This window comes from Gimesia fumaroli, from assembly GCF_007754425.1.
GTDB lineage: Bacteria > Planctomycetota > Planctomycetia > Planctomycetales > Planctomycetaceae > Gimesia > Gimesia fumaroli.
Map to the genome: position 1 here is coordinate 3,985,062 of NZ_CP037452.1, position 14,350 is coordinate 3,999,411.

A 14,350-nucleotide genomic window follows, 5' to 3' on the forward strand; every position below is an offset into this window, starting at 1 on the left:
AATTTATTTTTTAAAATGAAATGAGACCGTCGTTAATTTCACATCAGAAATCAACGACAGCATGCGGGTAACATTATGAACGACATTCCAGACAAAGATCAACGAAACGATGAATCGTCTGACGATGAGAATCCTCTCAACGATCAGACGCAATCCGATTTCGAATTTGATTCTGAAGACCACGCACCTGAAAATGATCAGACCATCATTTCCGATCAATGGGAGTCTGAAACGATTTCTGCCGATGGGAATGAAATACCGGAAGATTCCAATTCTGAAGACATTTATCAGACCCAAAACGATTCCGATTCGGAATTAGGGACCGCAGACGACTTCTCGTTAAACGATCAGACAATTGTCGAAGACAGTGCCTCAGAAGACATCAATGCTACTATCGTCGCCCCCGCAGCTGTGGACCTTGAGCGAACAATCACCGAGGAAGATCATGCGGAATGGGCCGGCGCGCAAACCATCAGTGAACTCCCTGAAGAAGAACGCCCTGAATCTGTAAACGACCAGACTCTAGTGCTCGACGAGTCTGAAAACGCTTCCGAGATTGGTGCAACTTTAGTTGAAGACCACAATACACCGCAGGAAATAGACGCCACAATTGTCTCTGATGATGTCCCTCCGGAATTGGTGGCCACAATGAATTCGGCCTGGGGTGATGGCATGGCCACGATGCCCGAAGGCCCGGAGATGACCATCAAAGCCGATGATATTCCGGGTGAAGATCTGACAAACCAGACATCACTGGTCATTAAAAAACGTGACTTCAGTGATAAAACAAAGTCGGAATATTTGAATAACGCCGAATACGAGCTCCTGGAAGTGCTTGGCCAGGGTGGTATGGGCGTTGTCTATACTGCACGGCAGACTTCGATCGACCGCCAGGTTGCGGTCAAAATGCTGAAGAGTAAAACAGCTAAGAATCGAGATCAGCGACACAAATTTCTTGCAGAAGCAGTTGTCACCGGGGAATTGGACCATCCCAATATCGTTCCCATTTATGACGTGGGTAGCAATAACAGCGGTGCATTGTATTACTCGATGAAAAAGGTTGAAGGCCGCCCGTGGTTGAAGACGATTCGTAAGAATTCACTCGCCGAGAATTTAAATATCCTGATGAAAGTCGCTGACGCCGTTGCGTTTGCCCACTCTCGCAGTGTTGTCCACCGCGATTTAAAACCAGAAAACGTAATGCTCGGTGAGTTCGGTGAAGTACTGGTAATGGACTGGGGACTGGCCCAGTCAACATCTGGATTTCGCAAGTCCAACAGTATTATCACCACATCCAGCATGGGGGGCACTCCTGCTTACATGGCGCCGGAAATGGCAACCGGTCCCGTCGATAAAATTTCGCCACTTTCTGATGTGTACCTCTTAGGTGCGATCCTGTACGAAATCCTTACAGGTCGTCCGCCACACACAGGCAAAACGGCCATGAAATGCCTGATGGCGGCGGCGAAGAATGAAATTGTCCCCACTGGGAAAAAAGGGGAACTTGTTGATATCGCCATGAAAGCCATGGCTACACAACAAAAGGACCGCTACCCCAGCGTGCAGGCGTTGCAACAAGCCATCATGGAGTACCAGTCTCATTCGGAAAGTATTTCGCTCGCCACAAGAGCACATTCCGATTTAAAAGGAGCAAAAGCAACAGAAAATTATGAACTGTTTTCACGGGCTTTATTTGGGTTCCAGGAAGCTCTTTCACTTTGGCCTGAAAACCACGCCGCAAAAGCAGGTGCAGAGAAAACAACGCTGAGCTATGCCAGTACGGCCTATTCGAAAGGTGACTTTGACCTCGGTCTGTCCTTACTTAGTGAAAAAGATCCGGCACACACGGAGCTCATTGAACAAATTCGCTCAGCACAGACAGAACGAGATGCACGACAACAAAGGCTTCGCACAGCAAAACGGGTCTTCGTCGGTATGTTGGCAACCGTTTTGGTAGTCGTCACTGGAGCCTTCTTCTGGATTCGAGCTGAAGCAAATCGCGCCTTGAAAGCAGAAGAAGTCGCGGAAACAGAACGCGACACCGCGATTGAGGAACGTAAGAAAGCCGATGCAGCACGGGCTCAGGAATCAATTGCTCTCCAAAAAGCAGTTGTGTCTGAAAAGAAAGCCATCGCAGAAAAAGAGAAAGCTGAAGAAGCGCAACGACAGGAAGTAGTCGCACGCCAGAAAGAAATAATCGCACGCCAAAAAGCTGTTAAATCTGAAAAAGAAGCGATTACTGCCAAAGAAAAAGAAGAATATGAAGCTTATATAGCTCGTATCGGTCTGGCTGCAGCCAAGATCGATGAAAATGCATTCGAAAGCGCCATCCAGTTACTCAATGGGTGTCCCGAAGAACTTCGTAACTGGGAATGGGGACGTCTGATGCACCTTTGTTCGCAAAGTAGCAGGACATTCAATGCAAAAGCGCCGGTTGATGCTTTAGCTGTCTCAAATGATGGATCTCATTTTGTGACGGGGGGGAAAGACGGTTTTGCACGGCTCTGGGATCGAGCCAGCGGAAAAATGCTTGCCCAGTTTGATCACAACAAAAACCCGGTACTCGCGGTTGCCTTGAGTCCTGATGGTAAAACCCTCGCGACAGGCAGCGAAGACCGAAAAGGCTTTATCAAACTTTGGGACCTGGAAACACATTTGCAAATCCAGCGTACCTTTCAGGACCCCCAACAAAAAATGCCATTTGATAAAGGTCACACCGAAGGCATCTTGAGTATCAGTTATTCAAAAGATGGCACACGGCTGTTAACCAGTTCCTATGATAAAACCGCACGGCTCTGGGATGTTGCTTCCGGCCAACAGTTGAGACGATTCTGGGGGCATAACTGGTGGGTCTGGGATGCAAATTTCTCAACGGATGAACGCCGCATCGTTACCGCCAGCCAGGATGGAACTGCTGTCATCTGGTCCGTAGAAACCGGTAAACAGGGCGCCCCCTTCACCGGTCATCAAGGCCCGGTCTACTCTGCTCACTTCTCTCCTGACGACAACAGCACCCACGTCGTGACCAGTGGCTACGATCGCCGTGTTCTGTTATGGAAACCGGAAGACATCGTTCCATACGATTTTAACAAAATCGTTTCAGGTAAGAAAAATGAACCGCCCCCGTTTATCGCTTTCGACGGACATCAGGAAAGTGTTCAATCTGCCGAGTTCACGCCCGATGGCACAATGATCATCTCCGCCAGCCACGATAACACTGTGAAGCTCTGGGACATTGAAACGACAAAAGCCCTGAAAACATTGCGGGGGCATGATAGTTGGGTTCAGGCAGCCACCTTGCTGAAGGATGGCAAATGGATTCTCTCCGCCAGTCATGATGCCCGGCTAAAATTATGGAACATCGCTGACTATGAAGAAATTCGAACCCTGAAAGGCAGAGTTCTCGCAAAACATGTCGATGCGATTCTGGACGTTTCCTTTTCGAAAGACGGAACACAACTGGTTACTGCCAGCCGCGATAAAACCGCCATTTCCTGGAATGTCGCAACCGGTAAGCCTCAAATTGAATTCACCGAAGGGCATGCCTTCCTGGCATCAAACGCGGTCTTTCTACCGGATCATAAGCGTCTGGCAACAGCCGCCGTCGACAATTCCGTACGCATCTGGGACATTCAGACGGGGACAGAGCACAAGCGATTCGAACACACCGGTCGCAGCGCTGCTATTGATGTCTCTTCTGATTCACGTTTCCTGCTGACAGGCAGCGATAAAAAAACAGTCCGCCTCTGGAATATCGAAACGGGAAAATTAATTCGAGAATTGACGGGCCACCGATCTGAAGTCAGTGCAGTCGCCTTTTCTCCCGATCTGCGTTTCTGTGCCAGCGGAGATGCCCGGGGCCGATGTATGCTCTGGGAAGTTGCTACCGGAAAATTGCTGCATCAGCTGGAAGGTCACACTCGAAGAATATCTGTTCTCAAATTTCTCCCCGATAGGAAAACGCTTCTTTCAGCCAGCGGTGATAACACCGTCGGTAACTGGAATATTACAACTGGTAAAGAAAACCGAAAACAGATCCTGAAACATCCAGATGCGATTCTGTCCATGGATGTATTTGCAAATGGAAAACAGGCCGTCACCAGCTGTGCCGATGGTTTGGTCAGAATCTGGGATCTTAGCAAACCTGAAGTCGTACAGACCATCAAACCAGCAAATGGCCTAATTAACTCGGTCAGTATTTCGCACGATAATAAGCGATTACTCACTGCCAACGTTCAACAGCGGGTGATTCAGGTCTGGTCCGTTGATTCGGGAAAAGAGTTGCTGGTCCCCGGTAAAAACGGTAAACTAAATCCATTTCTCGATTTCAAAAAACAGGGTGGAATGTTATGGACGGCCATCTTTTCCCCGTATCACGACTCGATCTTAACAGTAGGTGGTCGGGATGCCCGACTCTGGAACGGCATGACCGCCAAACAGATCATGGCATTCCACCCGCACGGCGTTGTTGCTTCCGCCTCCTTCTCGCCGGACGGAAATTGGCTCGTCACAGGCAGTTGGGATAACTCTGCAAAAATTTGGAACACGAAAACGGGACATGCAGAAAAGAAACTGGAACAGAAACATCAGGGGTATGTTAACACCGTACGTTATTCCCCCAATGGAAAACAGATTCTAACTGCCAGTGATGATGGAACAGCAAAGCTCTGGGACGCCAACAGTGGCGCGGTTCTATTAACACTCGAACTCCCGGATACACATGTCAAAAGCGCCATCTTTTCTCCCGATGGTTCACAGATCGTTACCGCATCCGATGATAAAACACTCGTATTGTGGGATGCCAAAACAGGTCAGAAAAAGAACACGTTTAAAGGACATGCCTGGCCTGTCCTCGAAGTCGCCTATTCGCATGATGGAAAACATCTGATTTCCGGCTCCGAAGATAACAGTGCCATCATCTGGGAGATTGCTACTCAAAAGAAAACGGTCCTCGCCGGTCACACGGCACCTGTTGCTTCTGTGGTATTTTCTCCAGACGACAGTCGCGCATTCACAGCCAGTGAAGATGGTACTGCAAAGCTCTGGGATGCGGAAACAGGGAAAGAAATCCTCACTCTCAGCAGTCACACACAAGGAGTCACTTCCGTCGATTTCTCACCCAACGGCCGATACGTTGCGACCGGGAGTCAAGATGGGCAGGCAATTTTATGGCTCACCGTCGACTGGAAAAATAAGAACGCAGCGCAGATGGCGATCTCAAATCGTTAAAAGTGAAAATGCCCGTGGATACCTGAATGAGGTCGGACATAACGACGTCGTGGCCGAGGTGTGACATAAACGACTGAAGGCTGGGTTACCACCGTCGTCGGTCTCTGCTTCACAACGATTGGCTCAGAAGCAGAGACATAGTTATGTTGTTGCATATACTCAATCAGGGGATCGCTGATTCCCTGTTGTTTGAGCGAGATGATGGTCTGGGGACTCAGATCAAAGGCACCACCCTGACTGCGAATGGCGCCCATAATTACTGAATCACTCACACCACTATGTGACATTTGAAGCACATCGCTATTTTTGATTGCTGCCCGCGCCCTACGCTCATGATTCGCCTGTGCGATAGCAACATCACGTTCTTGACGTGCATCCTCTGCATTTCCGATCAGACTGCCAGCCAGTCCTCCGGTCGCGGCCCCGATTAAAGCACCCGCCCCTGTATTCCCTGAATGACTGCCGATAATCGCACCTGTCACCGCACCTAGGCCAGCCCCATTCGCAGCTCCTGCTTCGGTATGATTCATTGAACTACAACCTACCTGGATTAACCCCAGTAGCAACAGAGAAAACAGACTTTTATGTGACACACAGTCCATTGATGTGAATCCTTCCACCAAACCCTTGCATTTTTTACAATCCCTGGAAGCTCATCCCGAGAAGTCGTCATAGACATTAACTACCATTAAATATATCGGGAAAGCAGAACTCAATTATCAGATAATTTAGAAGTTGTATAGATGAATTTTTGGACCAAAATACCCGTGGCTATCTAAGTTGACTGCGTAGCACTCATAAGATCTTTTACTGCTGGATTTTACAGGCAAGTTTTGAAAATGCAGAAATCAGACGCCTTAATCTGTTCTATTCAATACAAACACAGCGATAAGATACTGATGCTCTTAGTGATTTTTTAGATGAATGAAATATCGACAACATTTCAGGAAAGCAACCGCTGCATGGAATCAATAAATACTGAACCGGTCACGATGCTGGTGACGGCTCATCCCGCTCCCGGAAACGAGGAAGAATGGAAACAGACTCTAACCAGTACCATCCAGGCATCCCTTAAATTTCCTGGCCATATGGGAACGACCGTTCTCAAACAAAAGTCCAACTCGAAGCCGACCTACCAGATTATCCTGCGTTTTGACAAACAGGAAAACCTCGATAACTGGAAGAGCTCACCCGAGCGCGAGCACTGGATTTCTCGTTTGCACGCACTGGAACATTGCCCGCCTGCGATCACGCATAACACAGGCCTGGAAACCTGGTTTGAATTCTCCCATCACGACGACCAGCATTCGGCGGTTCATCCTCCCAAATACAAGATAGCAATCATCGTCTGGATTGCTGTTTACGTGTCGATCATTCCCATCATTAATGTGATACGTCCCTTCACCAACGAACTGCACTTTCTGATTGGTAGTGCCATCACAACGACGATCACGGTCCCGCTGATGACTTGGGTGATGATTCCCGCTTTAAGCTGGTTACTGCAAAACTGGCTTTACCCAACGACTGTTAGTAAACCTGAAGACAACAGCTAGTGCTTTGTCAAGCTAGAAATTGAGGGTGGGGTGTGTTGTGTTGTTTACGTGCTCCGTTGTCGCACTCTCGTGATATCCATTAACCCAAAATTAAAAAATGACACTCCACTAGTCAGTTCAAATTCGACGTTAAGCGCTACACCCGTTCTAATCTACCAAGCTAGCGGCCCCAACTCATTCGGGAAATCACACTGATGACTCAAAGTCGCCTTTCACGTAAAGGAATAATCGAAGCATCAATTACTAGATGGGGATTGTTACCATTCATAAACACCCATTCGATCTGATTTTGGTAAGTGGTCCTTCAGCACAAATCGAGGACGCGAATGTGAATTGACATAGGCGGCAATATCGAGAGCATCCTGTTCTGTCATATTTGCATCATCTGGAGGCATCGCAACTTTCAGCCAAGCGGCTAACTTCTCATTTCGGCTGAAGCCGGCACCCGCGTTATACGATTTCTCTCCCCACACGGGAGGCCCTTCTTCTGTCCCCTCTCCCGTTATTCCATGACAGTCTGCACATTGGCTTTGATAAAGCCCTTTTCCTCGTGGCGCATTAGCCTGCTCCGGTTTGAGCTTGAGCGGTCGCACGTGGTTAGGACCCAGCGGTTTCAGGGGATTCATCTTCAAAAGGCTGCCGGTTGAAAGCCAAGTAATATAGGCACTAATCGCAATGGAAACTTTGCTACCCTTCGGCGGCCGAATTCCATTCTGGCTTCTCATGAAACAGTTCAAAATGCGATCTTCCAAAGTAATCACCCGTTTCTCTCGCGGCGACCATGCTGGATACGCGGCAGCGGTCCCCAAAAAACTGGCTGCATAAGGAACCGTACCCGCCATGAGATGACAGGAACTGCAAGACAAAGCATTTCCGACATACGGCTTGGATAACGGATGTGTGTCCGTCTTCTCGACAAGCTCTCGCCCCAGTTTGATGATTTCCCCCAATTCCCCCGGAGGATACGTCGCAGGAATGGAAGCAACTTTCTTCTGATCCGATTTTTGAGCAGCCAGGTTCGCAACCAGAATGCCACATACTAAAATACTACCAGCGAAAATGAGCTGTTTGAATCGCAATCTTTTCTCCTCGCCTCATCCGGATCGATTTACCTGATTTCTTACTTCAACAGAGGAACGTACGCATAACCATCTGTCTGCAGGTTGACGAGCGATGTTAGTGCGGAAACGGCCACGTCCGTAAAGACGACCACTTCTGTCGGCTTCCCACCTTTACTAACCAATGATTGACCGCAGACATAAATTTCAACACCTGCTTCATGCAGTTCGTGTAATAACTCCAAGTTCGGATTCCCTTCGGTCTCAAAACGCTGGGAGTAGACATCGTCGTTCAATACACAAAGCGTGGCATCACCATGCAGAACGATCGCAATCTGTACGGTGGCAGGTGATTTGCCGGCTCCCTGATAGATGTTAAGGTAACGGGCCACTTTCTCAATCCCGGGGTTCAGCTTGTTGGCCTCGCCTCCTTTGGTCAGATCAACACAAATCTTGCTTTCATCGCGAGGTTGCTGTGCTGCATCCGGAAGAGGAACGACTTTTCCATATTGTTTAATCACCGGATTGAGGTACTTTATCTTTTCAGCCTGAGACGTCTGCTTCAAATTAGGAACTGGGTGATTCTTCATGGCTTCCGGAAAACCGCGTTTGACAAATCCGGAGACGGCTTTTGCATGTGCTTTAATCAACTGAGCAACATATGGATTGGCAGAAGTTTCTGTCACACGTACCCCATTGGCTGTTTTTTCATACGACATCTTAATCTGATCCGCGTGTTTGAAGAGTTCTGCAAAGAGCGGATCACGCATCCGGATTGGCTCTTTCTTTTCAATTCGCTCTTTCATCCAGTACACATGCTCTTTGATTTTCGCAGCGACCTGAGGATCGCTCGATTCAGTAAGCGTTTTCACGCCATTCGGCAGTTCTTCAACCGTTCGCTTGATTTTCTGATGATTCATCAACAGGAAACGAAAGTCCTGATGGTCTCGATCATGGGCTTGCCCTTGCCCGTGTCCCCCTCTTCCCCGTCCGGGACCGCGCCCCGGCCCCCGTTGGGCCAGGGCTGTGCCTGCGACCACACAAACGAGAAGCAATACCATTCCATTTCGTAGAGATCGTACTTTCATTTTCTCATTACCTTCACGTTATTTTTATGTTGAGTGATTCTAGTTTCGGTTCTTTAAAGCAATCGTTCAGGCACGTCCTTTTAACATACCTTTCCAGTAGAGAATGGGTAAAAGATACTTTTTTACAATCCACATGCTCCACCGTTCTTTGGCTTGGCTGAATGGAAAGGTTTCTGCTGGATTTTTGTCATAGTCAAATTCTGCAAGTACCAGCTTTCCATAACCTGTTACCAGCGGGCATGATGTATAACCGTCATACTTCGCAGTGAGCGGTTTTCCCGCAATTAATGACTGCAGGTTCTTGACCAATGCAGGTGACTGCTTCCGAATCGCAGCTGCTGTTTTGGACGTCGGCAGATTACTGCTGTCACCCAGTGCAAATACATTGGAATAACGCACGTGCTGTAGCGTATATTTATCAACATCGACCCAGCCTTTTTCATCCGCCAGAGGGCTCTTCGCAATAAATTCCGGAGGCCCCATCGGAGGTGTCACATGAATCATGTCATAGTGAATTGAGACTTCGTCACCTGTTTCGGTATTCCGGAAGATCGCTTCCTTCGTGTCGGCACTAATGGCAACCAGACTATGATTAAATCGCGTATCAATTTCCTTGCGTTTAATCACACCCTCCAAAACATTCCGATATCGCTCAACGGCAAAGATGGTATTACTTCCGGATGCGAAAATGACATGTGTTTTATCCCGCACGCCACTTTTTCGAAAATAGTCGTCGGCCAGATAACAGATTTTCTGTGGTGCACCACCACACTTAATTCCCGTTACAGGCTGGGTAAAAATGGCCGTTCCTCCTTGGAAGTTTCGGATATTTTCCCATGTACTACCGACAGTCTCAAAAGAGTAATTACTACAGACTCCGTCTTTTCCGAGACTGTCCTTCAAGCCAGTGATGGCATCCCAATTGATTTGAATGCCGGCACAAACCACCAGAAAGTCATATTGAATTGTGCGCCCGTCTCGCGTTTTAACCCGATTTTTCTCTGGATCAAATTCAACGACAGCATCCTGAATCCAGGTTGCATTCTTCGGAATCACAGAAGCTTCATCGCGACGCGTGGCTTCTTTGCGATAGGTCCCGCCCCCCACCAGGGTCCAGGCAGGTTGATAATAATGATTGTCAGCGGGATCAATAATGGCAACGTCGGTCTCGTTAAACCAGCCCTTAGTCAATTTCGCTGCCACGGTAATACCCGCGGCTCCTCCCCCCACAATTACCACTTGATGATGCAGTACCGAATCAGGACTTTCTTGAGCCGGACTGCTTTGAACAGATTGATCGATGGTTTCTGAAATCATTTGATATCTCCCGTTTGCGAAACGTCCGATCCTGTCATTCCATCAGATTGAACTGATTCAAGATCGGAATTCACATTGCAATGATGAGAACGCGACTTGGTATGTGAATCGATGTGACATAGTCCACTCAGGCATGTCTTCATCCCAAACCGAGGCAGCACCCACACGTTGAGAACGAACCACACTGCCAGTATTGTCAGTAAAACCGTAATGTCAGTCATGCTTACTTCCTTATCAACACGTTGAATTTCCTGCTATTCCGCACGTAACGGTTTCATTCGACGTTGCCGCCAGTCCGGCCTCTTTCCAGACCTGAAAACCGCCTGCCAGATTGATCACATCAAAGCCAGCATTCTGGAAAATACTAGCTGCAATTGCTGAACGAGCCGAACTTTGGCACTGTACGACCACAGGTAGACTGGTATCGATGTCAGACAATTGATCAAGCAGATGCCCCAGGAAATGGTGTTCGGCTTGAGGGATGTGGCTGGCATTCCATTCAGAGTCCGATCTCACATCAATCAATCTGACATCCCCTGATTCAATACGCGGAGACAGTTCCCTGGGGGACTCCGATTTATAACTTTCCGAAGCCAGCCCGGCCGCTCGCACTTTCGTTTTCTCAAATACGCCTTGCACCTGATCAATGCCAATCTTGTGCAACACGCGCATCGCTTCAGAAAGCTGTGATTCAATGGCAATCAAATAGACAGTCCGCTCATAGTCGACGAGCCAGCCAGCCCATGCAGCCAGCATCGAAAGGGGAATGTTAATCGTCCCTGGTACATGTGCCTCTGCGAACTCAGCGGAGGGAGAAAGGTCAAGCACCAGACTGTCGTTGACAATCGCGGAAAGTTGCTCGGTATCAAGGAAGTCAGGCAATTTTGTTTCTCCCAGAACCTGGGGACCTTCTTTGTTGACGCGTTTCATCACAGCAAAATACTTCGGTGCCTCCGGTTGGTCTGCCAGAATATATTGGACGAACGAACTTTCATCCTCAAACTGTAGGGCTGGGTTAAATCGTTTTTCATAACCCACTGTTGATGAGGGAATCGCTCCCAGGCCTTTTCCGCAAGCACTTCCTGCTCCGTGTGCAGGCCACACTTGCAGATAATCGGGCAATTGCTTGAAACGTTCAGCCGAGTGATATAGTTGATGTGCGCCCGCTTCCGCACTCCCTTGAATCCCGGCCGCTTCTTCCAATAGATCCGGACGACCGATCGAACCAACAAAGACGAAGTCGCCTGTGAAGATTCCCATTGGCTCGTCTGCCCCGCCCCCTTGATCTGTCAGCAGAAACGAAATACTTTCAGGAGTATGTCCAGGAGTGTGCAAGACTTCGAATTTGATATTTCCGATCTCAAACACATCACCCTCTTTGACTAGCTGCGAATCATAATTCGATGCATATTGATACTTCCATTCTGCAGGCCCTTCGTCAGACAGGTACAATTTCGCACCAACTCGATCTGCCAGTTCGCGTGCACCGGAAACATAGTCGGCATGAATATGAGTCTCTGCTACCGCGGTCAGTTTCAGCCCTTCAAGTTGCGCCATTTCCAGGTATTGCTCAACATCTCGGCCGGGGTCAACGATAACTGCTTCCTTTGTTTTCTGACAACCCACCAGGTAGGATGCATGTGCCAGCTTTTGGTCATAGAAATATTTCAGCAACATCATGTTTCCCCTTAAATTATGTGTGGACTGATTTTGAAATCAGCATCATTCATTGAATTGACATTTATTTCCGTCACGGTATGTGTTTTTGTTGAAACCAGTTTGCTCCCCTCATGAAAAATCACAAAGCCACCGAGCAAAACCAGGAATCCGGCAAAGACGGTCCTTAACACCTGTTGATTCATTCGTGCATTAATCTTGCGACCGATGATACTGCCGACAATCCCAACAGAAGTGAAGACCAGAATCGTTTGCCAGTTCACCGTCATTTCATGTGCCAGCAGAAAATGTTCGTATTTGGCAAAACCGACAGCAGCATTGATAATGATGATCACCAGACTCGTCCCAATGGCCAGCCGCATTGGCAACTTTCCCAAGATGACCAGAGCCGGAACGATCAAAAAACCACCACCTACCCCAACAAAACCAGTCACAGTACCCACAACAACCCCTTCGAGCATGACTTGCCAGGCTGGTGCCCGGTGAATAGGCCCATCAGTGTCCCCTGCAGTAACTCCAGAGCCTTTCGATCGGCGAAACATCACGTAAGCTGCAGCTAATAAAACACTCCCGAACACAACAAGCTGTAACGCTTCCGCAGCCAGACCACCCAACCAGGCACCGAAGAATGTTCCCACCATGCCCGGTAGACCAAAACAGGCCACACTCCGCCAGTCAATCTGTTTTGCATTTGCATAAGGAACCGCGGCGGCTATAGAAATCAAACCCACAATCGCCATCGATTCTGCAATCGACTCTTTGGCACCGTGCCCTACCAGATAGACCAATATTGGCACCGTAATCGCAGACCCACCAGATCCCAGAAGGCCGAGCGTAATACCAATCAGCATTGAACCAATCAAGATCGTTATCATTCCGTTGTTCCACTATATTGAAATACCGAATACCCGCTTCAATCAAAGCCGAGCAATCATTCAAATATTCCTGTGTTTCAGATGTCTCATCCACATTATATCGCAACTTCGCGACATAACAATATGTATTTGCATACAAACTTAATTTCAGAAGTTTGGCTGGAACTGAGAAATCAACAATTGAGCAGAACACTCGCCGGAAACGTCAGGAAGGCGATTCAGAAAACTTGTGTCGCAACAAGTGATAAGTGCATAGACCTATAGAGCTTACGGCGAAACTTGTTTCGGAATTCCCATCAAAAGTTGCTCACTATTGGCATAAGCGGAACGGGAAGCTTTTTGAAACCGGTCCTTTCCAGTGTGACTTTTGAACTCTTTGGACACTTGGATTATCTGTCGATAGGCCTGCAGAGCTGCTTCAAGATCCTGTTGACGTTCGCAGGCTAAAGCCAGGGTTTTCAAGTTATGTAGCAGCTTGGCGTGGAGTTGAGAGTTTTCATGATCCCGGTTTGCGAGACTCTGTCGAATTTCGATGCACTGACTGGCGTAGTCACGTGCCTCTTCATTTTTTTCCAGTCTCAAATAGCAGTCAGCCACATGTTGATGCCCGAAACTGAGTTCCCATTGCACCTTTTCATTATTCGGGGCATACTTTGCAGATGACTCCGCCAGACTCAGGGATTCCAGATGCAGAGAGAGTGCCCCGTTAAGGTTTCCCAGCCGTTCAAGTAAGTGTTTCAAGATCACGCAACAAAAGCCCACAAGTACGTGGTCATTTTCGACTTGACTACCTGGTGTCTCTGGACATGATGATGCGGAGATAAAGTCGCGCGCGTGAGAGAACACTACTGGTTCAGTTGACGTTTCGGAACCACTATGAAAACCAGCACCATAAAACCCGCTTGTTTCAGCCACATTTTCAAAACCACTGCTCCCTTGCACCTCAGTTATCAAACGACATCGCATCGCTTCATTCCGCATTCCCAGAACTTGAGAAAGCCATCCCAGGAGTTCACAAGACGTTTGCTGAGAAAATAAACGACTCTCTATTGACTCAACCACGCTGTTAACAATGATCTTCTTCACAAACATAATTTGATTTCTCAGACATCTGAGGCAAACGTAGCAAGAAGGAAACAGACAGATTGACGAACGAAAAAACCGGATCAAGAATTCAACCTCCCAATGTAGGACACGGCCCTGCGTGACCGACCGACTGGCGAAATTCCATTCGAAATCACAGTCCAATGAGGCCAGATTTCCACTCCGAACGAACACACCGCCCGCAACCTAGAGCGGCTTGAGCCCGTCATTATTAACTACGTCACATAAATCGTCAGCAAACCGTACCAGATGTCATCCAATCCCCCATAGATAAACATTCCGCACAAGGACACAAACCGGCATCCTTAGTAATCACACACATGAGCGGCACGACGCCAGGTCGTGTTTATTGGGTTTGGGTGATTCTCATGAATGTAACCTCACCGAGATCGATCGAAACCGCGGCTAACGCCGTGCGGCTGATTCGGTTTTTGGTGTTTTTCGATCCG

At 48.2% G+C, this 14,350-nt stretch carries 9 protein-coding genes; 2 read left to right on the plus strand and 7 right to left on the minus strand.

All coding sequences use genetic code 11. From position 1 onward, the window contains the following. Nucleotides 1–75 precede the first annotated feature (75 nt). A complete protein-coding gene (locus tag Enr17x_RS15225; RefSeq protein ID WP_145310132.1) occupies nucleotides 76–5,229 on the plus strand; it encodes a protein kinase domain-containing protein in 5,154 nt (1,717 codons plus the stop codon). On the opposite strand, the gene Enr17x_RS15230 is transcribed toward Enr17x_RS15225, so the two are convergent. Further along, on the minus strand, nucleotides 5,226–5,831 hold the full coding sequence (locus tag Enr17x_RS15230; protein ID WP_145310134.1) for a glycine zipper domain-containing protein: 606 nt from the start codon (nucleotides 5,829–5,831) through the stop codon (nucleotides 5,226–5,228). The two genes, Enr17x_RS15225 and Enr17x_RS15230, sit on opposite strands and share 4 nt — an antisense overlap. Nucleotides 5,832–6,191: 360 nt before the next feature. Here Enr17x_RS15230 and Enr17x_RS15235 point away from each other — a divergent pair, with 360 nt between their 5' ends. After that, nucleotides 6,192–6,782 (plus strand): antibiotic biosynthesis monooxygenase, encoded by a 591-nt coding sequence (locus Enr17x_RS15235; protein ID WP_198000589.1) that lies wholly within the window; start codon nucleotides 6,192–6,194, stop codon nucleotides 6,780–6,782. Nucleotides 6,783–7,039: 257 nt separating this feature from the next. Here Enr17x_RS15235 and Enr17x_RS15240 read toward each other — a convergent pair whose 3' ends face one another. The 6 genes from Enr17x_RS15240 to Enr17x_RS29645 all read right to left on the minus strand — a co-directional run bounded on the left by Enr17x_RS15240 (nucleotide 7,040) and on the right by Enr17x_RS29645 (nucleotide 13,538). Further along, the gene (locus Enr17x_RS15240) at nucleotides 7,040–7,798 is read right to left on the minus strand and encodes a c-type cytochrome (RefSeq protein WP_390622554.1); all 759 of its coding nucleotides are present in this window, start codon (nucleotides 7,796–7,798) and stop codon (nucleotides 7,040–7,042) included. 104 nt (nucleotides 7,799–7,902) lie between these two features. Beyond that, entirely contained in the window at nucleotides 7,903–8,928 is a 1,026-nt protein-coding gene (locus tag Enr17x_RS15245) for a DsrE family protein (RefSeq protein ID WP_145310139.1), read from the minus strand. Nucleotides 8,929–8,994: 66 nt separating this feature from the next. Next, nucleotides 8,995–10,245 (minus strand): NAD(P)/FAD-dependent oxidoreductase, encoded by a 1,251-nt coding sequence (locus Enr17x_RS15250; protein ID WP_145310141.1) that lies wholly within the window; start codon nucleotides 10,243–10,245, stop codon nucleotides 8,995–8,997. A 234-nt stretch (nucleotides 10,246–10,479) separates the two neighbouring features. Next, entirely contained in the window at nucleotides 10,480–11,922 is a 1,443-nt protein-coding gene (locus tag Enr17x_RS15255) for an MBL fold metallo-hydrolase (protein ID WP_145314034.1), read from the minus strand. Between the two features lie 11 nt (nucleotides 11,923–11,933). Next, the gene (locus Enr17x_RS15260; RefSeq protein WP_145310143.1) at nucleotides 11,934–12,797 is read right to left on the minus strand and encodes a sulfite exporter TauE/SafE family protein; all 864 of its coding nucleotides are present in this window, start codon (nucleotides 12,795–12,797) and stop codon (nucleotides 11,934–11,936) included. A 267-nt stretch (nucleotides 12,798–13,064) separates the two neighbouring features. Then, nucleotides 13,065–13,538 (minus strand): tetratricopeptide repeat protein, encoded by a 474-nt coding sequence (locus Enr17x_RS29645; protein ID WP_198000590.1) that lies wholly within the window; start codon nucleotides 13,536–13,538, stop codon nucleotides 13,065–13,067. Between the last annotated feature and the right edge of the window lie 812 nt (nucleotides 13,539–14,350).